22 protein-coding genes are annotated in these 19,200 nt (G+C 59.8%); 19 read left to right on the forward strand and 3 right to left on the reverse strand.

The annotated features are described in order from the left end of the window. The first annotated feature begins 11 nt into the window (after positions 1 to 11). The 11 genes from ABRP88_RS00710 (at position 12) to pyk (ending at position 8,924) form a co-directional block, all read left to right on the forward strand. On the forward strand, positions 12 to 170 hold the full coding sequence (locus ABRP88_RS00710; protein WP_034659193.1) for a CG2302 family histidine operon protein: 159 nt from the start codon (positions 12 to 14) through the stop codon (positions 168 to 170). Further along, entirely contained in the window at positions 167 to 1,417 is a 1,251-nt protein-coding gene (locus tag ABRP88_RS00715) for an MFS transporter (protein WP_349835728.1), read from the forward strand. The genes ABRP88_RS00710 and ABRP88_RS00715 overlap by 4 nt, the downstream gene beginning before the upstream one ends. Before the next feature lie 3 nt (positions 1,418 to 1,420). Beyond that, complete coding sequence (hisH, locus tag ABRP88_RS00720; protein WP_349835730.1) at positions 1,421 to 2,053, forward strand: imidazole glycerol phosphate synthase subunit HisH; 633 nt, start codon at positions 1,421 to 1,423, stop codon at positions 2,051 to 2,053. Between the two features lie 13 nt (positions 2,054 to 2,066). After that, the gene (priA, locus tag ABRP88_RS00725; protein ID WP_284782200.1) at positions 2,067 to 2,855 is read left to right on the forward strand and encodes a bifunctional 1-(5-phosphoribosyl)-5-((5-phosphoribosylamino)methylideneamino)imidazole-4-carboxamide isomerase/phosphoribosylanthranilate isomerase PriA; all 789 of its coding nucleotides are present in this window, start codon (positions 2,067 to 2,069) and stop codon (positions 2,853 to 2,855) included. Positions 2,856 to 2,858: 3 nt separating this feature from the next. Further along, complete coding sequence (locus ABRP88_RS00730) at positions 2,859 to 3,629, forward strand: inositol monophosphatase family protein (protein WP_284769555.1); 771 nt, start codon at positions 2,859 to 2,861, stop codon at positions 3,627 to 3,629. Between the two features lie 36 nt (positions 3,630 to 3,665). Further along, positions 3,666 to 4,436 carry an imidazole glycerol phosphate synthase subunit HisF gene (hisF, locus tag ABRP88_RS00735; RefSeq protein WP_284769556.1) on the forward strand — a complete coding sequence of 257 codons (771 nt, stop codon included), beginning with the start codon at positions 3,666 to 3,668 and terminating at the stop codon, positions 4,434 to 4,436. Beyond that, positions 4,433 to 4,795, forward strand: a complete 363-nt coding sequence (gene hisI / locus ABRP88_RS00740) for a phosphoribosyl-AMP cyclohydrolase (RefSeq protein ID WP_284622832.1) — start codon at positions 4,433 to 4,435, stop codon at positions 4,793 to 4,795. Before hisF ends, hisI begins: the two co-directional genes overlap by 4 nt. Continuing rightward, entirely contained in the window at positions 4,795 to 5,430 is a 636-nt protein-coding gene (locus tag ABRP88_RS00745; protein WP_284782199.1) for a TIGR02234 family membrane protein, read from the forward strand. The genes hisI and ABRP88_RS00745 overlap by 1 nt, the downstream gene beginning before the upstream one ends. 86 nt (positions 5,431 to 5,516) lie before the next feature. Then, entirely contained in the window at positions 5,517 to 6,347 is an 831-nt protein-coding gene (locus ABRP88_RS00750; protein ID WP_284782198.1) for an indole-3-glycerol phosphate synthase TrpC, read from the forward strand. Between the two features lie 53 nt (positions 6,348 to 6,400). Continuing rightward, positions 6,401 to 7,381, forward strand: coding sequence for a prolipoprotein diacylglyceryl transferase (gene lgt, locus ABRP88_RS00755; RefSeq protein WP_284782196.1), 981 nt, complete (start codon positions 6,401 to 6,403; stop codon positions 7,379 to 7,381). A 124-nt stretch (positions 7,382 to 7,505) separates the two neighbouring features. Then, complete coding sequence (pyk, locus tag ABRP88_RS00760; RefSeq protein ID WP_284769797.1) at positions 7,506 to 8,924, forward strand: pyruvate kinase; 1,419 nt, start codon at positions 7,506 to 7,508, stop codon at positions 8,922 to 8,924. Positions 8,925 to 8,993: 69 nt separating this feature from the next. On the opposite strand, the gene ABRP88_RS00765 is transcribed toward pyk, so the two are convergent. Next, positions 8,994 to 10,196 carry an amidohydrolase gene (locus ABRP88_RS00765; protein WP_349835734.1) on the reverse strand — a complete coding sequence of 401 codons (1,203 nt, stop codon included), beginning with the start codon at positions 10,194 to 10,196 and terminating at the stop codon, positions 8,994 to 8,996. A 36-nt stretch (positions 10,197 to 10,232) separates the two neighbouring features. Here ABRP88_RS00765 and ABRP88_RS00770 point away from each other — a divergent pair, with 36 nt between their 5' ends. Then, on the forward strand, positions 10,233 to 10,631 hold the full coding sequence (locus ABRP88_RS00770; RefSeq protein ID WP_284769562.1) for a hypothetical protein: 399 nt from the start codon (positions 10,233 to 10,235) through the stop codon (positions 10,629 to 10,631). On the opposite strand, the gene ABRP88_RS00775 is transcribed toward ABRP88_RS00770, so the two are convergent. Beyond that, entirely contained in the window at positions 10,628 to 11,713 is a 1,086-nt protein-coding gene (locus ABRP88_RS00775) for a glycerate kinase (RefSeq protein ID WP_349835736.1), read from the reverse strand. The genes ABRP88_RS00770 and ABRP88_RS00775 overlap by 4 nt on opposite strands. 201 nt (positions 11,714 to 11,914) lie before the next feature. On the opposite strand from ABRP88_RS00775, the gene gdhA reads away from it, so the two are divergent. Beyond that, a complete protein-coding gene (gene gdhA, locus ABRP88_RS00780; RefSeq protein ID WP_284769564.1) occupies positions 11,915 to 13,261 on the forward strand; it encodes an NADP-specific glutamate dehydrogenase in 1,347 nt (448 codons plus the stop codon). Between the two features lie 239 nt (positions 13,262 to 13,500). Beyond that, positions 13,501 to 14,280 (forward strand): SPFH domain-containing protein, encoded by a 780-nt coding sequence (locus ABRP88_RS00785; RefSeq protein WP_284864407.1) that lies wholly within the window; start codon positions 13,501 to 13,503, stop codon positions 14,278 to 14,280. A gap of 102 nt (positions 14,281 to 14,382) precedes the next feature. Here ABRP88_RS00785 and ABRP88_RS00790 read toward each other — a convergent pair whose 3' ends face one another. After that, the gene (locus tag ABRP88_RS00790; protein ID WP_349835739.1) at positions 14,383 to 15,000 is read right to left on the reverse strand and encodes a hypothetical protein; all 618 of its coding nucleotides are present in this window, start codon (positions 14,998 to 15,000) and stop codon (positions 14,383 to 14,385) included. Between the two features lie 150 nt (positions 15,001 to 15,150). Between ABRP88_RS00790 and ABRP88_RS00795 the strand changes: the two genes are divergently transcribed. Genes ABRP88_RS00795 through ABRP88_RS00815 form a run of 5 tightly spaced genes read left to right on the forward strand, consistent with a single transcriptional unit; the run spans position 15,151 to position 19,150 of the window. After that, entirely contained in the window at positions 15,151 to 15,699 is a 549-nt protein-coding gene (locus ABRP88_RS00795) for a YceD family protein (RefSeq protein ID WP_284850009.1), read from the forward strand. Then, positions 15,696 to 16,466: a ribonuclease III gene (gene rnc / locus ABRP88_RS00800; RefSeq protein ID WP_284769568.1), complete on the forward strand. Its 771-nt coding sequence runs from the start codon at positions 15,696 to 15,698 to the stop codon at positions 16,464 to 16,466. Before ABRP88_RS00795 ends, rnc begins: the two co-directional genes overlap by 4 nt. Positions 16,467 to 16,469: 3 nt before the next feature. Beyond that, on the forward strand, positions 16,470 to 17,285 hold the full coding sequence (gene mutM / locus ABRP88_RS00805; protein ID WP_284850010.1) for a bifunctional DNA-formamidopyrimidine glycosylase/DNA-(apurinic or apyrimidinic site) lyase: 816 nt from the start codon (positions 16,470 to 16,472) through the stop codon (positions 17,283 to 17,285). Positions 17,286 to 17,338: 53 nt separating this feature from the next. Next, on the forward strand, positions 17,339 to 18,841 hold the full coding sequence (locus ABRP88_RS00810) for an alanine/glycine:cation symporter family protein (protein ID WP_284850011.1): 1,503 nt from the start codon (positions 17,339 to 17,341) through the stop codon (positions 18,839 to 18,841). Between the two features lie 30 nt (positions 18,842 to 18,871). After that, positions 18,872 to 19,150: an acylphosphatase gene (locus tag ABRP88_RS00815; protein ID WP_023022945.1), complete on the forward strand. Its 279-nt coding sequence runs from the start codon at positions 18,872 to 18,874 to the stop codon at positions 19,148 to 19,150. Positions 19,151 to 19,200: the final 50 nt, after the last annotated feature.

Raw genomic sequence — 19,200 nt, forward strand, 5'->3', positions numbered from 1 at the left:
CCGTGCAGTTTATGATCCTCATCCTGTTTTTGGTGGCAGGCCTCTTGGTAGGAGGGGCTTGGTCCGCGTATCAGCAGGACTCGAAGTTTTTTACGGTCGTCGCCGCGCTTTTAGCCGTTATTACCGTGGCCGCGGCCATCGCCTGGATGGTTGGAGGCTTTAGTAAATGAGCGAGTCCCAAGAGACCAATATTTGGAAGGTGCCCGGCTATACGCCGACGATGGTAGCCATCGCAGCCGCCTTTGGCGCCTGGTCCATCCTGCTTCCCGTGGTGCCGCTGGCCGTCATTGATTCTGGCGGTTCCGCGACCTTGGCGGGTGGAACCACCGGTATCTTTATGGCTTTTACCGTAGCCACGCAGATCATGTCCCCGTGGCTATTGCGCCGCTGGGGTTACCGGCGCGTGATGGCGCTATCCGCTTTTACCCTAGGCGTCCCGGCCTTTGGCCACCTGCTGGGCACCGACGCCTGGATCGTTTTGCTATTTTCCGCCATGCGCGGGGTGGGCTTCGGTGCCCTCACCGTGTCCGAATCCGCGCTGATTGCAGAGCTCTCCCCGGTGCGTCTGCTGGGCAAGGCCACCGGCATGATTGGTGTATTTACAGGCTTGGGGCAGATGATCTTCTTGCCGCTCGGCCTGTTCATGGCGGATTCGCTAGGGTACGCCTCTACCTATATCACCGCCGGTCTCATCGGCTTCTTGGGCTTTGCTATGTGCCTGCGCATTCCCAAGATCAAGGTCACCTTGGCCGAGGATAATGACGAGGAAGTCAACATCATCCGCGTTCCCACCTGGAAGCTGGTATTGGTCCCGGCCCTGGCCTTGACCACTTTCTCCATGAGCTACGGCGCTATTTCCTCTTTCTTGTCCCCCGCAATGCAGGAGCTCGATGCCGCAAAGGGCGCCAGCCTGGCCGGTGTCATGCTTTCCATCGTGGGCGGCGCGGCCATGATCTTTCGGTATTTCGCCGGCGTGGTCGCAGACCGCACGGGGGCCCCAGGTAGCTTGTACATTCCAAGCCAGATCATGGCGATCATCGGCGTCGGGACGATTTCCCTGACCCTATTTATGGAAAGCTCCATCTGGTGGCTCGTGCTCGGCGCCGTTCTTTTCGGTGGCGCATTCGGTATCGCGCAAAACGAGGCCTTGCTATCCATGTTTGACCGGCTGCCCCGCGAGCGGGTTTCAGAGGCTTCGGCCATTTGGAATATTTTCTACGATAGTGGCACCGGCTTGGGTCCGACCCTGCTCGGTGCCATGGTGGCAGGCTACGGATACGACGGTGCTTTCGGAGCGGGGGTTGCGATCCTCATCGCCGGGTTGCTCTTGACCACGGCGGACTTCATCCTGGGCCGGACTCGCATCAGCGATACCAACGATATCCGCACCCGGTTGCGTCGAATGCGTAAGGTATAGCCCATGACAAAATCAGTGGTGTTATTGGACTACGGCGCGGGCAATATTCGCTCCGCCCAGCGTGCCCTCGAGCGCGTCGGGGCGGAGGTAACCGTCACGGCGGATCCTTATCAGGCCCTCGAGACGGATGGTCTGCTGGTTCCCGGCGTGGGCGCGTTCGATGCCTGCATGAAAGGGCTTAGGGCAGTGAATGGGCCAAGGATCATCGGCCAGCGCCTAGCAGGGGAGCGGCCGGTCATGGGCATTTGTGTGGGCATGCAGGTGCTTTTCGATGCCGGCGTCGAGCACGGCATCCACTCCACAGGCTGCGGCGAATGGCCAGGGACGGTCGAGCGCCTGCAGTCCGACGTTTTGCCGCATATGGGCTGGAATACCGTCGAGATGCCGGATGACAGCGCTATGTTTGCTGGACTTAATGCCGACGAGCGATTTTATTTCGTGCATACCTACGGCGTTCGCCGCTGGGAATTAGAAACCGTCATTACCCGCCCGCCGCTGGTGAGCTGGTCCACGCACGCCGGGGATTCTTTCGTGGCGGCGGTGGAAAATGGCGCTCTCTGGGCTACGCAATTCCACCCCGAAAAATCCGGAGATGCGGGCGCGCAGCTATTGGAAAACTGGATGCAGACTCTCTAGGTAGGATGAAACCATGACTTTTACGCTTTTGCCCGCAGTCGATGTCGCCGGCGGAAAAGCCGTGCGCTTGGATCAGGGAGAAGCCGGCACCGAAAAGGTCTACGGCGCCCCGCGGGACGCCGCACTCGAGTGGCAGCGCCAAGGCGCCCAGTGGCTGCACTTTGTTGACCTCGATGCTGCCTTTAATCGCGGTTCCAACCACGAGCAGATGGCGGGGATTACCCAAGAACTCGGCATTAATGTCGAGCTTACCGGCGGCATCCGCGATGATGCCGGGGTAGAGCGCGCGCTGGCCACTGGCGCGAACCGCATCAATATTGGCACCGCCGCCTTAGAAAACCCAGAGTGGATAGAAAAGATCCTGGGGCAGTATGGCGAGAAAGTTGCCGTGGACTTGGCGGTGCGCTTAGAAGATGGCGAGTGGCGCACAAAGGGCAATGGCTGGGTCTCAGATGGCGGGGATCTCTGGGAGGTACTCGAGCGCCTCGATGCCGCTGGGTGTCAACGCTTTGTGGTAACGGACGTTTCCAAGGACGGGACGCTGACTGGGCCCAATGTGGAATTACTGCGCGAGGTAGCTATGGCAACCGATGCCAAGGTGACCGCCTCCGGCGGCATTTCCTCCCTGGCAGATCTTAGCGAGCTGGCCCGGTATGAAAATGAGGGCATCGATTCGGCCATCATTGGCAAAGCGTTATATGAGGGAAACTTCAGCCTGAATGAGGCGCTAGCGGCGGTGGCAGAGGTAGAGCCGCTTCCCGCAGAGGTGCCCATCGATCCTTATGACCCCGAGGAAGAGTAAACGATGATGGATCCGCGCGAGTTGGTGGCCTTCGCGGAGGCGGCCGTTGACCAAGTCGAACCCATCTTTCGATCCGGCATCGGGGCGCCACCGGCCCACTTTAAGAGCCGGGGCGATTTCGCCACAGAGGTGGACTTGGCCATCGAAAAGCAGCTGCGCGAAATCTTGCAGCAGATGACCGGTATCCCGGTCTATGGGGAGGAATCCGGCGGAAGCATCCATGACACCGTGTGGGTGGTCGATCCAATCGATGGGACCGCAAATTATTCCGCGGGCAATCCCATGGCCGGCATCTTGGTTGCCCTAGTTCACGAAGGCCAGCCGGTTGCGGCCATCTCAGATTTTCCTCTTTTAGGCAGGCGCTTGGTTGCCAGCGATGGATCGCCGCTGCGCTCTGCGGGTGGACCATCCGGCGGATTCGGTGGAGGGGAGGAGTCCCCAGAATTCGATGATGCCCGTGGGCACGTGGGGTGTTTTTCCAACCTGCCCACCGCGGCATTCCACGAGCTGCGCGAAACCGGCTTGCGCCCACGCATCACGGGCTCAGTGGGGCTAGATAATGCCTTCGTTGCCCAGGGAGTTTTTGACGGTGCCGTCAATTTCTCTCCACACCCGTGGGATAACGCGGCGGGAGCGCTCCTTATCAAGGCAGCCGGAGGCATCGTCACGGATCCGGAGGGCAATCCGTGGACCGTGAAGTCGCGGGGTATGGTCTCTGGTACCCCGCAGGTGCACGAGACAATCCTGGAAATCCTATCTCACCACACAAATTAATCCCACCCCACCGACCTGTGAAGGAGTAAGCCCCGCATGGCTGTAGCCGTTCGCATAATCCCGTGCCTTGATGTGGATCAAGGCCGCGTAGTCAAGGGCGTGAATTTTGCTCACCTGCGCGATGCAGGAGACCCCGTGGAATTAGCCGCACGCTATGAAGAATTGGGCGCAGACGAACTGACTTTTCTTGATGTCTCCGCATCCAAGCACGGCCGGTCCACCATGCTCGATGTGGTACGCCGCACCGCCGATCAAGTCTTTATCCCCCTCACCGTGGGTGGGGGAGTGCGCAGCGTTGACGATGTCCGCGAGCTCTTGCGCACTGGCGCGGATAAGGTATCGGTCAATACCGCCGCGATAGGCAATCCCGACCTGCTGCGCGAATTGGCGGAAGTCTTTGGCTCGCAGTGCATCGTCTTATCCGTGGACGCACGGCGCACCGACGCAGCGCACGCACCGTCGGGGTTTGAAGTCACGACGCACGGCGGGACGACATCGGCTGGCATCGATGCAGTGGAATGGGCTCGGACCGGCGCCGAGCTGGGCGTAGGGGAGATCCTTTTAAACTCCATGGACGCTGATGGCACGAAGGCCGGATTCGACCTCGAACTTTTGCGCGTGGTGCGGGAAACAGTGAATATTCCCGTCATTGCCTCCGGTGGAGCGGGCGCGGCAGCGGATTTTCCACCCGCCGTTGAAGCGGGTGCCGATGCCGTCCTGGCCGCCAGCATTTTCCACTTTGGGGAGGTAGAAATTGGCGAGGTCAAAAAGGCCCTGGCAGAGTCTGGCTACGAGGTGCGCCGATGAGCAATCCCGCAGACTTTGAACTAGACCCACAGATAGCTGCGCTGCTCAAGCGCAATGAGCAAGGGCTCGTGCCAGCCATTGCCCAGGCCGATTCCGGCGAAGTGCTGATGCTTGCCTGGATGGATGACCACGCGCTGGCCCACACGCTGGCCACACGCAAGGGCACGTACTTCTCGCGCTCGCGCGGCGAGTATTGGATTAAGGGCGAGACCTCAGGACATACGCAGGACGTACTCGGTGTGCGCCTTGATTGCGATGGCGATACCATCTTGCTGACCGTGCGCCAGCGCGGTGCCGCGTGCCACACCGGTGACCGGACCTGCTTCGATGCGACAGTTCTTTTAGGGGATGATTCCTAATGACGAGGCGACTTGGCCCACTCCTTATCGCGGTGGGCACGGCAGTGCTGTGGTTTTCTTCCCGCAGCACCTGGGTAAAAGCGGTAAGCGAGGACGATAAATCAGGCTCAGCAACCAATGAGATCGTAGGGTCCGCCTGGTCCCTAGAGCTTATGGCCTTGACGCTGGTCCTCCTCGCCGGTGTACTCGCGGGCCTAGCGTTGCGCCGAACGGGGCGCCGCATCGTGGCCATCGTGTGCGCCCTCGCCGCCGCAGGCGCCGCGTGGAGTCCTATTAGCCTGCTGACCAGCGGCGCCGATGCCGAGCGCGCGCAAAAAATATTGCAAGGCGCGTCCGCAAATGAAAACGCGGTGGATTCTGCCGCAATTTCTGATTGGGCGACCGTCATTTCCACGGAAATCACCAAGCTCGGCCCCATCGTCGCCATTATCGGGGCCGCACTGGCATTTTTCGGCGCCGTACTCTTGGCCCAGAACCCAGGCAAGGACAAGGTCAAGGCGTCGAGCAAATACGAAACCCCTGCCGCCCGCCAAGAAAAGCTGGCGGAAGATTTGGAGACCTCATCCGATTCCGGCCGTGTGATGTGGGACGCGCTCGATAGCGATATCGACCCGACTGATGTGAGCCGTAAATAGCCCCGTTCGCGCAGCACAATTTCCGGAAACGCCCCGAATAGCGTTAATCTAAGTGTGATTTTAATCGCGCTTGGAGGGAGGTGCTCATGCCCACACCCATTGCCGTCGATCACCTGGTCGCTGGGGTGCTAGAGGATGTCGCCGCGCGCGAAGCCCGCGTTTCTTTCCAAGATATTAAGGCGCGCTCACGGGACATGGAGCCTCCCCGCGATGCCCGCGCGGCCCTTTTAAAACCCGGTTGTTCAGTCATTACTGAACTTAAACGTGCCGTTCCTTATACCGGAGAAATCGCCCACGTGGGCTCGGCCGAGCAGATGGCCGAATGGGCTCGCACCTTTGAGGACTGCGGCGTGCATTTGATGGCCTGCCAGACGGATACGCGGCGGTTTAACGGATCGCTTGAGGATATGGCGGCCGCGCGCGCTGCCATCGATATCCCGATGATGGCGCGCGATCTCATCGTGGATCCGTACCAGATTCACGAGGCCCGCTGCTTTGGTGCCGATGCGATCCCGCTGCAGGTCGAGCTTTTAGAACAAGCCCGGTTGGAAGCCCTCTTGGACCGCGCGGAATCGCTGGGGATGACCGCCATCGTGGAGGTGCGAACCTGCGGGGAGGTCAACCGCGCCATCAAGGCCGGCAGCAGTGTCATCGCGATCAATGCGTGGTCCCTTGCCTCGGATGAGATCAACCGAGAGGCCTTCAACGATATTGCCCCGGGGCTACCGGAATCGATCCTGCGCATCGCCGTGGGCGGGGTGAATAATGCCCGCAACCTTTTCCACTATGCCTCCCGCGGAGCGGATGCGGTACTGGTCGGCGAATCCGTCATGGCGGCTCAGGATCCCACCGCCTTGGCACGCTCTTTGGTGGCTGCGGGCCAACACCCAGCCTGCCCCTCGCGTAAAAGTCCCTAGGAAAAATCACCCCAAACTAGCTCAAGGGCACGCTGATAAGGCACACTATCTACGTGCATACTCAGAATCTTGCAAATATTCCCTCTCCGCCGCAGGGCGTGGTGTGGCATCTTGGCTCCATTCCAATCCATGCGTATGCGCTGTGCATCATCGCCGGCATCCTCGTGGGTATGTGGATGACGTTGAAGAGGTACACAGCCCGGGGCGGCAATCCCGATACCGTGTGGGATGCAACCATCGTCGTTATCCCCGCGGGCATCGTGGGCGGGCGGATCTATCACGTCATCACGGATAACCAGAAGTACTTCTGCGATACCTGCAATCCCGTCGATGCCCTCAAGGTCACCAATGGTGGTCTCGGCATCTGGGGCGCGGTCGCCTTAAGCGCCGTAGCGCTGTGGGTAATGTTTCGGATTAAGAAGATCCCCCTGGCACCGTTTGCGGACGCGGTGGCGCCTGGCCTCATCCTTGCCCAGGGCATTGGCCGGCTGGGTAACTGGTTTAATCAGGAACTCTACGGCCGGCCGACCGACGTTCCGTGGGCGCTGGATATTTACTACCGCGTCGATGAAGCGGGGGAATACGCACCGGTTTCCGGGCACTCTACCGGTGAGGTGATCGCTTCAGTGCACCCAACGTTTTTGTATGAGCTCATCTGGAACGTGCTGGTGTGCCTGTTCCTGTTGTGGGCGCACAAAGCATGGAAGCTGGGCCGCGGACGGGTATTCGCCCTCTACGTCGTGGGCTACACGCTGGGCCGCTTTTTCATCGAAGGCATGCGATCTGACGAAGCCACCGAAATTTTTGGCGTCCGTGTGAACCTCATCGTCTCCGCCGTTGTCTTTATCGCCGGTCTCATCGTCTTCTTCTTGCTGGACAGGCAGCGCAAGGGCCCCGAAACCCCAGCAGAAGTCGACCCGCGTTACTACCGCGAGCAGGCCGAGAGCGCTGCGGAAAATGGCGTCGAGGAAGACGAGAAACGCGTGGGAACAGCGCGTGCTCAAGGCACCTCGGGTACAGCAAGCGGCCGCTAATGACCGGTTATGTGTGATCGTGTCCGATTGCCCTAGTTAAGGCGCCAAAAAATTGTGGCCTGTCGGCGCGCGAGGGAGTAGGTTGGGGGTTGTTCAATTTCCCCGATGGAATAGGCCAATAATGCTGGATAGAAGAACCAAAATTGTCTGTACTCTCGGCCCCGCGGTAGCTAGCGGGGACGGAATTTTGCGCCTTGTAGAAGACGGCATGAACGTCGCGCGCCTTAACATGTCGCACGGCGAGCATGCGGACCACGAAGCCAATTACAAGTGGGTCCGCGAAGCCACCGAAAAGACCGGCCGGAACGTAGGTATCTTGGCCGATCTCCAGGGCCCTAAGATTCGCCTCGGCCGCTTTAAGAACGGCGAAGAGCAATGGGATAACGGTGAAATCGTCCGCATCACTGTAGACGATGTAGAAGGCACCCACGACCGCGTATCCACCACCTACAAGGGCTTGGCAGAAGACGCAAAGCCTGGCGATCGCTTGCTTATTGATGACGGCAAGGTCGCTGTCGTCTGCAAAGAAGTAGACGGCAATGACGTGGTGTGCGAGGTCACCGAGGGTGGCCCCGTATCCAATAACAAGGGCGTGTCCCTGCCCGGCATGAGCATTTCGGTGCCGGCATTGTCTGAGAAGGACATTGAGGACTTGCGCTTTGCCCTGCAACTCGGTGTGGATTACATTGCGCTGTCCTTCGTGCGTTCGCCTGCCGATGTCGACAAGGTCCACGAGATCATGGACGAGGAAGGCCGCCGCGTGCCGGTCATCGCCAAGCTGGAAAAGCCCGAGGCCGTCGATGCCCTCGAATCCATCATCTTGGCTTTCGACGCCGTGATGATTGCCCGTGGTGACTTGGGCGTCGAGGTTCCGCTGGAAGAGGTGCCACTCTTCCAGAAGCGAGCTATCCAGATTTCCCGCGAGAACGCGAAGCCGGTCATCGTGGCCACCCAGATGCTGGATTCCATGATTGAGAACTCCCGCCCGACCCGCGCGGAGGCTTCCGACGTGGCCAACGCTGTGCTCGACGGCGCCGATGCGGTAATGCTGTCCGGCGAGACCTCCGTGGGCGCGGATCCGCACAACGTCGTGCGGACCATGTCGCGCATCGTCAAGCGCTCCGAGACCGATGGCCAGGTCCCGCCGCTGGCGCACGTCCCGCGCACCAAGCGCGGCGTGATGTCCTATTCCGCCCGCGATATTGCAGAGCGCCTGAACGCCAAGGCCATCGTTGCCTTTACCTCTTCCGGCGATACCGCAAAGCGTGTTGCTCGCCTACACTCTGACCTGCCACTGCTGGTATTTACCCCGAATGAAGATGTGCGCTCCCAGCTGGCGCTGACTTGGGGTGCAGAGACCTTCTTGAGCCCTGACGTCAAGTCCACGGATGAGATGATGGAGGCCATCGATAAGTACTTGCTGGACTTGGACGAGTACGACGAGAATGACTTGGTCGTCGTCGTTGCAGGTACCCCTCCGGGAATCTCCGGCAATACCAACATGATTCAGTGCCACATTTTGGGAGAAACTATCAAGGACTAGCGCACTGAAAAATCCGCCGCGCCCCCAACTCCAGTGAAAAGGGGGACGCGGCGGATTTTTTATGTTGAGTTAAGCGCCCAGGTACGCCAGCACCGCTGCATGGGCGGCCTGGGTGGAGGCCTTGACCGTGGGCTCGTAATCCGGCAGGAAGTTGGCCTGGTGGTTGACCGGGGGATCGGCCAACTCGGCATCTGGGGTGCACCCTACGTGCCAAAAGACGTACGGCACGCCCCATGCCTGCGGGAGGTAACAAAAGTCTTCGGAAGCGGTCGAGGGCGAGGCGGTAACGGATGATTCTCCGAAGGTGGCCGTAAAGACCTCGTCGATGGGCGAATACGCGGCGGCATCATTATCGGTGACCTCGCCGTGCGCGTAGTACTCGAAGGTGGGGTCTTTTTCGCAGCCAGAGGCCACGCACTCGGCTTTTACCATGCGCTCTAAGGAGGCATAGACCTTTTCTGCCAGGGCTGGATCATAAAAGCGGGTATTGAGCACGAGCTCGGCGGAATCCGGGATGATGTTGTTTTTATCGCCGGAATGGAGCTCGCCTACAGAGATGACGAAGAACTCGTGCGGGGCCACCTCGCGGCCGACGATGGCCTGGAGCCGAGTGACGATCATCGCCGCAATATAGGTTGGATCGATGGAATTATGCGGCATGGAGGCGTGGGCGGATTTGCCAAAGATGCGGATGCGCAGGGAATCGCAACCGGCCATGATGGGGCCGACGGTATGGCGCACGGTGCCGGCGCGGCCGGGCATGATGTGTTGGCCCAGGCAAATATCGGGGCGGGGGATGCGCTCGGTGAGGTTATCGGCGATCATGTATTTCGCGCCCATGGATGATTCCTCCGCCGGCTGGAACAGGGCGAGGAAGGTGCCGGACCAAGTGTCGCGGGAGGCATCGAGAAGCGCGCAGGCACCGAGCAGGGCGGTGGTGTGCATGTCGTGCCCGCAGGCGTGCATGTAGTCATTGGTCGAGGAATACTCCACGCCGGTGGCTTCCTTGACCGGCAAGGCATCGAAATCGGCGCGCATAAGCGCGGTGGGTCCATCGCCGTTGCGGAAAATGGCAACCATGCCGTGCCCGCCGATGTTTTCTTCTACTTCGCAATCAAACGCCGCCAACTTTGCGCGGATGCGCGCCGCGGTGCGTTCCTCCTCGTGGGAGAGCTCGGGGTGGCGGTGCAGATCTTCGTAAAAGTCCCGTTGCCACGCCAGGTCAATATCCGCAGAGTGGACCACGGAAGCGATGTTTGTGGAATAAGACATAGTTTTCATCCCTTTGGTTAGGGTAGGGTCAGCTATATGCCGACTATTCAATTCGATGTATTGGTTCCAGATGAGCAAGCGGACCGCGTGGAGGAAATTTTTACCACTGCCACCGATAAGCTGGTAGCGGGCGGATCGCTTGCCTCCGCCGAGGTTACTCGCCCAGCAGATCCCCAATTCCCTGAGGGCTTGGAGGAACAGCTGCAGCAAAATTATCGCGATGAACATGAAGAGCGCGATTTAGAAGGCGCGCACGCCCACCGTTACAACATTGCGGTGGAGGGGGCGACCGGATCTGTGAACCAGTTGGCTATGGTGCTGTCGCGCTTGCTCACGCCGCACGCTGTATTGCCCAAGGACCACGTGCTGCTGGAGGATGAATTGGCACATGAGCGCCCGGCCATCTTTCCGTGGACGGTCGAGATTCGCCCTTAGCCCAGCTGCTTGACGATGTCCCGGGCAGCCCTAGCCAGCTGCTCCGGCATCCCACCTTCTTGGTCTAGCTCCGCGGTGAAGTGCTCGGTGTCCTGATTGATGGCCCCGGCAATGATGCCGACCGGGGTAGAGGACTCCGCCGCCAAGTCCGCGACGGTGCCAACGACCTTGCCGGTTAAGGATTGCTCATCAAAGGCGCCTTCCCCGGTGATGACGAGGTCTGCTTGAGAAATGGCATCAGCGAGGCCGAGGGCCTTCGCCACGTGGGCCCCGCCAGAAACGACGCGGGCGTGCTCATCGGTGCCCCATAGGGCGCGAGAAAGCCAGGTAAGCCCGATAGGAATGCCGCCTGCTGCACCGGTAAATTCCGTCTCTGGATCTGTGCCGGTGACCTTGCACAATTGGAGAAGTGCCCCGGCAAGCAGCGCTACTTGTTCGCCTTCCGCGCCTTTTTGGGGTCCGTACATGGTGGCAGCCTGCATGGCCTTAGCCCGGGTATCGGCCAAGAGCGTGAAATCAACCATGCCCGCTTTGATATTTAATTGCGCGGTATCGATGGAATCGAGCTGCACCAGTGGGGCACCGCCCTTGGGTAGGGCATAGCCGCGTGCGTCGTGGGCGGCGGCGCCAAGGGCTGCAAGGATGCCCATACCGCCGTCAATGCTGGCCGTGCCGCCAAGGCCGAGCACGATGGAGGTGGCGCCGCGGGATTGGGCATCGGCAAGCAGCACGCCCGTGCCATATGAATCCGCGTGGAGGGGATCGAGCGCGTCGCGGACCGCGGGCAGCCCAGTGGCGGCGGCGACATCGATGAAAGCCGTGTGCCCAGCGAGGAAATACTGCGCCTCGGTCAAGCGCCCCACCGCATCCGTTGTGGGCAGGGTAATGGTCTGGGTTTCCTGCCCGCCCGCCGCGGCGGCCTGGGCCAGCACTTGGGCGGTGCCTTCCCCGCCATCGGCCATCGGCAAGGTGGTGACGGTGGCGGTGGGGTAGTGCTGGCGGATTCCATTGGCTATTCCGGCTGCGGCTTCCGTGGCAGAAGCGGTACCTTTAAAAGAGTCAGGCGCGACAACAATATGCATGCCCGCGATTATAAAGCCCGCGACCTCCGCGGCGGCTTTTTGCTAGGAATCCGAACGTTCTACAGAAAATATTTAACTTTATTGTCGCAGGTAAAAGCGGGTAAGTGGGGGAGTGAGAAATAATTGTACTTGCATTATCGGTAGATTGATAGGAAACTGGTTCCTGCTAGTCAAACTCCACGAGAATGGGATTTATACACTATGTCTGTTGATAGCCAGATTTCTGAGTACTACGACAAGCTACTCAAGCGCAACGCCGGTGAACCGGAATTCCACCAGGCGGTGTCCGAGGTGCTGGACTCGCTCAAGATCGTCCTGGATAAGGACCCACACTACGCAGACTACGGTCTGGTCGAGCGCCTGTGTGAGCCAGAGCGCCAGCTCATCTTCCGCGTCCCATGGGTTGATGACAACGGCGAGGTGCAGGTCAACCGCGGTTTCCGCGTGCAGTTCAATTCCGCGCTCGGCCCGTACAAGGGCGGCCTGCGTTTCCACCCCTCGGTAAACCTGGGCATCATTAAGTTCTTGGGCTTTGAGCAAATTTTTAAGAACTCCCTGACCGGCCTGCCCATCGGTGGCGGCAAGGGTGGCTCCGACTTTGACCCGAAGGGCAAGTCTGAGCAGGAAGTTATGCGCTTCTGCCAGTCCTTTATGACCGAGCTGCACCGTCACATCGGCGAGTACCGCGACGTTCCTGCCGGCGACATCGGCGTCGGCGGCCGCGAAATCGGCTTCCTCTTCGGCCAGTTCCGCCGCCTGACCACCCAGCACGAGTCCGGCGTCCTGACCGGCAAGGGCCTGACCTGGGGCGGTTCCTTGGTACGTACCGAGGCGACCGGTTTCGGTGCCGTCTACATCACCGAAGAAATGATGAAGACCCACGGCGAGTCCTTCGACGGCGCCAAGGTCATCGTGTCTGGCTCCGGTAACGTTGCCATCTACGCCGCCGCAAAGGCGCAGGAATTGGGCGCTACCGTCGTCGCGATGTCTGACTCCTCCGGCTACATCTCCACCCCGAATGGCGTGGACGTTGAACTGCTTCGCGATGTCAAGGAAGTTCGCCGCGAGCGCATCTCCACCTACGCCAAGGAAGCTGGCAATGGCGTGGAGTTCCACGAGGGTGGCAATATCTGGGACGTCCAGGCAGATGTTGCACTTCCGTGTGCAACCCAGAACGAGCTCGACGGCGAATCCGCTAAGAAGCTCGTCGAGGGCGGCGTCCGCTACGTTGCAGAGGGCGCTAACATGCCGTCTACCCCGGATGCGGTACACGTATTCCAGGACTCCAAGATCAACTTCGCACCCGGCAAGGCTGCCAACGCCGGTGGTGTGGCAACCTCCGCACTGGAGATGCAGCAGAATGCATCCCGCGACTCCTGGTCCTTCGAGTACACCGATGACCGCCTGCGCGGCATCATGAGCAACATCTTCAAAAACATCGACAACACGGCCAAGGAATACGACCGTGAAGGCGACTACGTGGCTGGCTCCAATATCGCCGGCTTCAAGAAAGTGGCTGACGCCATGCTGGCACAAGGTGTTATCTAAACTCCCTTAACCCACGCTCCCCATTTCTCCGCATGCGCGGGGAGGTGGGGAGTTTCTGCATTGTTGCGAGGACACGGCAGCCGTATGCGCCTGTGCCGCGGGTATGTGGAGGGAAAATGGGTTAATCGCACACGGGAAACGGATCGAACTCAGAGGGCTTTGGCCTGCGTTGCACCGGCCTGAGGATCCAAGGCGCGCCCTCCACACAATGCAGGGTGCTGCGTTGTAGAATTCCCAGCATGTACCGTGTCTTTGAATCCCTTGATGAATTAGTTCAGCATTTGGAGCAGGCTTCTGGCTTTCCCATGACCTCCAATTGCTTGGTCCCCCGCCATGAGATGCTGGCGCTTCTCGATGACCTGCGCAACGCGCTGCCCGTAGAAATCGACGACGCGCAGGACGTTTTAGACAAGCAAGACGAGATTATCCGCGGCGCCGAAGAGCGCGCAGATAACACCATTAATGAGGCGTCTGCGGAGGCCACTGACATGGTGAACCAGGCGCGCCAAGAGGCCGATACCACGGTCGCGCAGGCAGAAGAACATGCCCAGCGGCTGGTGGCCGATGCCGAGGCGCGCGCCCAGGCCACAGTTGAGCAAGCCCGCGCAGATGCAGACCGCACCATTGCGCAGGCAAACGAGGAATACGAGCGCTCGGTGGCGGAGGGCCGCCAAGAACAAGAGCGTTTGGTCTCCGAGTCTGAGGTCGTCCGCCGCGCCAACGAAGAAGCCAATCGGATCGTGGAAACCGCATACACCGAATCCAACCGGCTGCGCACGGAGTGCGATGACTTTGTAGATAGCAAGCTCAGCGAATTTGAAAGTTCCCTCAGCGGCCTCCTGCGCACCGTAAACTCCGATCGTTCCGCGCTGCGCGGAGGGGCAGGCGTGCGCTCTCGCGGCGGCGACTACCTGCCGTCCACTAACGCTGGCGTACCCCGCGGTGGTGCTACCGGTGGTACCGGTGCTGCACGCTATGGCGGCGACGACGGTTACGAGCGCCGTTATACCGAGCGCTAAAGGCTTAAATTACAAGGCACGACGCTTAAGAAAGTCCTGCTGCACGGGTGATTTGCTCAAATCGCGTCACCGTGTAGCAGGACTCATTGTGCCTGTGGGAGTCTAGACCGAGCTGCGCGAGGTGGAGTAGCGCGGCGTGGGGGATGATGAGGGGGCATCGGCAAGCGTGGCATCAGCAGCATTCGTAGCAGGGTGAGGGCGCTGGTTTTGGACTGCCACGAAGGCCACGATCCCCGCGCTGACCAGGCCGGGGAAGAGGAAGGTGACTAGGGCCGTGGTGAAGTAGGAGGTTAGCGAGGTCATCGAGCCGCTCATAAAGTCTTGGGGGAAGAATATCGCGCTAAGACTAATAACTGCGCCTGCGGTCAGGAACATGGCGCCGACGCTAAGCAGCGTGCAGGCAAGGGCTTCGCGCGAGAGCCAGGTGATGGCGGCGGCGCTGGCGGAAAATACGAGGGCGCCGGTAAGCACCGTGAGGTCGAGGCCGGAGGGGATGACCAAAATCGCGCCGGCAATCAGCCCCGCGCACATGCTGAGGCTAAGGGCGGAGGACAGGCGCAGGCCCTTGTCGCCGTAGATGCCAGAGTGGTCAGCCTTGGGCAGGCGGTGGAGGACTGCCCCAGAAATGACCAAGAAGGTGGCGGGAAGGCAGCACAACACTCCGAATCTAGGAGCGATAGCGCTCAAATCTCCTGAGGCCGCGGCCAAGTTGTAAGTCATGCTTTCAGGCTAAGGCCGCCGCGGCCTGCGGGAAAGGGAAAACCGGCAAGCCATAGCGCTTTATGCCCAAACCTTCAGTTTCTTGCCAGAAAATGCGGTCATGCCAGCAACTACGCGGAGTTTGCGAGGCAGGGTAGACTACCAACTGTTATGACATCTCCATTGAAGTTCGATGTGGGCGATTTATTAAACGCCCAAGGCGCTGACGCACTGCCGGAACAACGCACCCAGACGGGCCCTGCACCGGAAAGGATTGGCGTGGAAATGATCGCCATCCCCAAAGGCGAAGATCTCACCGTTGCTGCGACCCTGACCCCGCTGGGCTCAGGGGTGTTGGTTGATGCGGATATCTCCGGTGTCCTCACGGGCGAATGTGCGCGCTGCTTAAATGAGCTCCACCCGCAGCTGGATCTACACGTGACTCAGGTCTTTGCCGCCGATGAGTCCTTTGTCAGCGGCGATGAAGCCGATTCTGACGATGCCGGTTCGGGCGATGAAATTCCCGAAATCCAAGACGATGAGCTGGATCTACTCCAGGCGGTTATCGATGAAGCCGGCCTGAATCTTCCCTTCGCCCCCGTCTGCGAAGACGGCTGCGATATCCAGACCCCAGAGGGTGTGACCACCGGAATCTCCGGGGAAGAAGAGGAAGCGGAGAAGATAGACCCGCGCTGGGCAGGTCTGGAGAAATTCCTATGAGCCGCAAGAAGAAGCTAACGGGGCAAGAGGCGTGGGAAGCTACCTTTGCGGCGGTCGATCACACCCCGCTCTTGGAATCGCTCGACGTTGCCCTGGAACCGGACAATCTGCGCTTGGCGCTCACGCACCGTTCTTTTGCCAATGAAAACGGGCACCTGCCTAATAACGAGCGCCTTGAGTTTTTGGGCGATGCCGTCTTAGGGCTATCGGTGGCCGCGAAACTATACGTGACGTATCCATCGCGCCCCGAATCCGATATCTCTAAGATGCGCGCGTCCATCGTCTCGCGCTATGGTCTTTCCGATGTCGCGCGTGAAATCAACCTAGGCCCGCATATCCTACTGGGCAAGGGTGAACAGTCCACCGGTGGGCGCGATAAGGATTCCATCCTTGCGGATACCACCGAGGCGATTTTCGGCGCCATTTATCGCGAGCACGGCTTTGAAACCGCCCGCGATGTGATCCTGCGCCTCTTCGCGGAAAAGATCGATAATGCCTCCGTCAGTGGCCGCCACTTGGACTGGAAGACCACCTTGCAGGAGCTGTGTGCCGAGCTGAAGGCACCCATGCCGGTGTATTCGGCAACCGCTACCGGCCCAGAACACGATCAAACCTTCAGCGCGGTTGCCACCGTCGCCGGGCTGACCGTGGGGCACGGGCAGGGCCACAATAAGAAATTAGCGGAACAGCAGGCCGCGCAAGAGGCATGCCAAACCCTGCGCGAAACCCCGTTGCTGGTGCAAGGGACCGCTCATAAAGAAGGCTAAATAATGCCAGAGTTGCCCGAAGTAGAATCGGTGCGCCGCGGGGTGGAAACCTACGTCGTGGGCCAAGAGATTACGGCGGTAGACATTGCGCACCCGCGGGCGAACCGCGGCCAAGATGAGCCGCTCGCGGGCCTTATAGTGGGCAAGGAAATCGCCGCGGTCGCCCGCCGTGGCAAATTCATGTGGCTGGAATTCGTGGGGGAGGACCCGATGGATAGCCACCGCGACGTGCTTTTTATTCACCTAGGCATGTCGGGGCAGCTGCGCATCGGCCACACCGACTCCCCGCATCGCCGCATCACGGTAGAGCTCAGCGATGGCACCGAGCTGCACTTCGTGGATCAGCGCACCTTTGGATACTGGCTGTATGCGCCGTGGTCCAAGATTTCGCATATCGGCTTGGATCCATTGGAACCCGATTTTGATATCGCCAGCGCCGCGCGCCGCCTGCGGCAGAAGAAAACCGCGGCAAAAACGGCGCTATTGGATCAAACGCTGGTATCTGGCATTGGCAATATCTACGCAGATGAAGCGCTGTGGGCAGCACGTATTTCACCGCGCAAGAAGGCTTCTGTGCTGCGTCAGAAAGACGCGGTGGCGCTATTAAGCGCGGCGCAGACCGTGATGTCGGCCGCCCTCAAAGCGGGGGGAACCAGCTTTGATTCTTTGTACGTTAACGTCAATGGTGAATCTGGCTATTTCGCGCGCTCGCTTGCCGCCTATGGCCGCGCTGGCCAGCCATGTTCCCGCTGCGGCACACCTATTGAGCGGTGTGTAATCGGGGGACGCTCGAGCCATTATTGCCCCCACTGTCAATAAGCCTGCACCCGTGAGATTCACGTTGTGCACCTTTAGGCAGTAAATTAATTCGCATGGAATTTCTCGAAAATGTCGTCACGACATTTAACGATGGCGTGTGGACATACATCCTGCCCTGGCTGCTCATCGGCGCAGGCCTGTTATTTGGCGCTCGCACCGCGGTGGTGCAGATTCGCAAGGTACCCGATATGCTGCGCGCCGTCGTCGAGCGCCCCAAAGGCGACGATGAGGATGAGGGCGCAGGAAGTGGGGGAATCTCCGCGTTTAAGGCATTTACCATTTCTGCGGCATCGCGGGTGGGTACCGGCAATGTGGCCGGCGTCGCGGTGGCCATCTCCGTAGGTGGGCCTGGCGCCGTCTTTTGGATGTGGATCATCGCCCTGCTCGGTGGCGCGACCGCCTTTGTGGAATCCACCCTGGCGCAGCTGTGGAAGGTGCGCAATGGTGATACGTACCGCGGCGGGCCGGCCTACTACATGAAGCGCGGCCTGGGCTGGGGCCCGCTCGGCGTTCTTTTCTCTATTGCCATCGTCTTTACCTTTGGCTTGGTCTATAACTCTTTCCAGACCAACGCGATCGCTGAAGCCGTGGCCTTTTCCTTCGGCCGCGAAGACGATGCCACCTTTGGATCTATCATTGGCATCATCATCGCGATTGCCGCGGGCCTCATCATTTTCGGCGGCGTGAAGCGCATTGCGAACATTACTCAGGTAGTCGTTCCGTTTATGGCCCTGGCGTACCTGCTCATCGGTGGCTTTGTGGTCATTACGAACTTTGACAAGGTCCCGGGCATGCTGGGAGATATCATCGGCCACGCGCTTGGCTTTAAGGAAATCGCCGGTGCGGGTATCGGTACCGCGATGATGAAGGGTATCCAGCGCGGCCTGTTTTCCAATGAGGCAGGCGAGGGTTCTGCCCCTAACGCGGCGGCTACCGCCACCGTCTCCCACCCGGTAAAGCAGGGCCTGGTGCAGACCTTGGGCGTGTACTTCGACACCATCGTGGTCTGTACCATTACCGCCTTCCTGATCCTGCTTGGCCCGGAAGTTGCCTACGGCGAAGAGGCCGAGGGTGTTTCCCTGACGCAGGCGGCCTTGTCCGCCGAGGTTGGACACTGGGGAATTCACTTCGTCAGCTTCATCTTGTTCTTCTTGGCCTTTTCTTCCATCTTGGGCAACTACTACTTGGCTGAAGCCAACCTGGAATACCTCACCACCAATAAAACGGTGCTGCAAATCTTCCGCCTCGTGGTGCTGTTCTTCGTTTGGTTCGGCGCCGTCGGTTCTTTGCCCTTGGTCTTCGCCTTGGCGGATACCGGTGCGGCGACGATGGTGATCCTGAATATCATCGCCATTGTCCCGCTATCCGGCGTGGCCATTCAATTGCTAAAGAACTTCAACGAGCAGCGCAGTAAGGGAATCGATCCGGTCTTCCACCGCGATATGCTTCCGGATGTGCCCGGCGTGGAGTGCTGGGACGGCTCCGATCCCGTGACCCGCCGCAGCGATGCTGATCGCAAAATCTTGCGCGATCGCGGCGAGGCCGATCGCTATTAATATCGCTATTAATGAGGAAGGTGCAGTGACATGGAAAGAATGACCGCCTTTGTGCACGGCAACGTGCAAGGAGTGGGCTTTCGTTGGTGGACGCGCTCGCGCGCCCTGGAACTAGGCCTTGCTGGGCATGCGACCAACCTGGCAGATGGCCGCGTGCAGGTTGTTGCTGAGGGCCCGCGCACCGAGTGTGAGAAGCTCTTGGAACTGTTGCAAGAGGAACCGAGCACCACCCGCCGTCCGGGAAGCGTCGATCTCGTGGTTGAGCAGTGGGCGGCTGCGAAGGGTGAAAGCGGCTTTGTCGAGCGCTAATAGCCAACCCAATGCTTGCTATAACTCGTGTCTTAACGGCTTGCTAGACT

Origin of the sequence: Corynebacterium sp. KPL2734 (assembly GCF_040225595.1) — a bacterium.
GTDB lineage: Bacteria > Actinomycetota > Actinomycetes > Mycobacteriales > Mycobacteriaceae > Corynebacterium > Corynebacterium rhinophilum.

Excerpts from the sequence above, each read along its gene's own strand:
- ABRP88_RS00710 (WP_034659193.1), top strand. The coding sequence starts at position 12 with ATGATCCTCATCCTGTTTTTGGTGGCAGGCCTCTTGGTAGGAGGGGCT.
- ABRP88_RS00715 (WP_349835728.1), top strand. The coding sequence starts at position 167 with ATGAGCGAGTCCCAAGAGACCAATATTTGGAAGGTGCCCGGCTATACG.
- hisH (WP_349835730.1), top strand. The coding sequence starts at position 1,421 with ATGACAAAATCAGTGGTGTTATTGGACTACGGCGCGGGCAATATTCGC.
- priA (WP_284782200.1), top strand. The coding sequence starts at position 2,067 with ATGACTTTTACGCTTTTGCCCGCAGTCGATGTCGCCGGCGGAAAAGCC.
- ABRP88_RS00730 (WP_284769555.1), top strand. The coding sequence starts at position 2,859 with ATGATGGATCCGCGCGAGTTGGTGGCCTTCGCGGAGGCGGCCGTTGAC.
- hisF (WP_284769556.1), top strand. The coding sequence starts at position 3,666 with ATGGCTGTAGCCGTTCGCATAATCCCGTGCCTTGATGTGGATCAAGGC.
- hisI (WP_284622832.1), top strand. The coding sequence starts at position 4,433 with ATGAGCAATCCCGCAGACTTTGAACTAGACCCACAGATAGCTGCGCTG.
- ABRP88_RS00745 (WP_284782199.1), top strand. The coding sequence starts at position 4,795 with ATGACGAGGCGACTTGGCCCACTCCTTATCGCGGTGGGCACGGCAGTG.
- ABRP88_RS00750 (WP_284782198.1), top strand. The coding sequence starts at position 5,517 with ATGCCCACACCCATTGCCGTCGATCACCTGGTCGCTGGGGTGCTAGAG.
- ABRP88_RS00765 (WP_349835734.1), bottom strand. The coding sequence starts at position 10,196 with ATGTCTTATTCCACAAACATCGCTTCCGTGGTCCACTCTGCGGATATT.
- ABRP88_RS00770 (WP_284769562.1), top strand. The coding sequence starts at position 10,233 with ATGCCGACTATTCAATTCGATGTATTGGTTCCAGATGAGCAAGCGGAC.
- ABRP88_RS00775 (WP_349835736.1), bottom strand. The coding sequence starts at position 11,713 with ATGCATATTGTTGTCGCGCCTGACTCTTTTAAAGGTACCGCTTCTGCC.
- gdhA (WP_284769564.1), top strand. The coding sequence starts at position 11,915 with ATGTCTGTTGATAGCCAGATTTCTGAGTACTACGACAAGCTACTCAAG.
- ABRP88_RS00785 (WP_284864407.1), top strand. The coding sequence starts at position 13,501 with ATGTACCGTGTCTTTGAATCCCTTGATGAATTAGTTCAGCATTTGGAG.
- ABRP88_RS00790 (WP_349835739.1), bottom strand. The coding sequence starts at position 15,000 with ATGACTTACAACTTGGCCGCGGCCTCAGGAGATTTGAGCGCTATCGCT.
- ABRP88_RS00795 (WP_284850009.1), top strand. The coding sequence starts at position 15,151 with ATGACATCTCCATTGAAGTTCGATGTGGGCGATTTATTAAACGCCCAA.
- rnc (WP_284769568.1), top strand. The coding sequence starts at position 15,696 with ATGAGCCGCAAGAAGAAGCTAACGGGGCAAGAGGCGTGGGAAGCTACC.
- mutM (WP_284850010.1), top strand. The coding sequence starts at position 16,470 with ATGCCAGAGTTGCCCGAAGTAGAATCGGTGCGCCGCGGGGTGGAAACC.
- ABRP88_RS00810 (WP_284850011.1), top strand. The coding sequence starts at position 17,339 with ATGGAATTTCTCGAAAATGTCGTCACGACATTTAACGATGGCGTGTGG.
- ABRP88_RS00815 (WP_023022945.1), top strand. The coding sequence starts at position 18,872 with ATGGAAAGAATGACCGCCTTTGTGCACGGCAACGTGCAAGGAGTGGGC.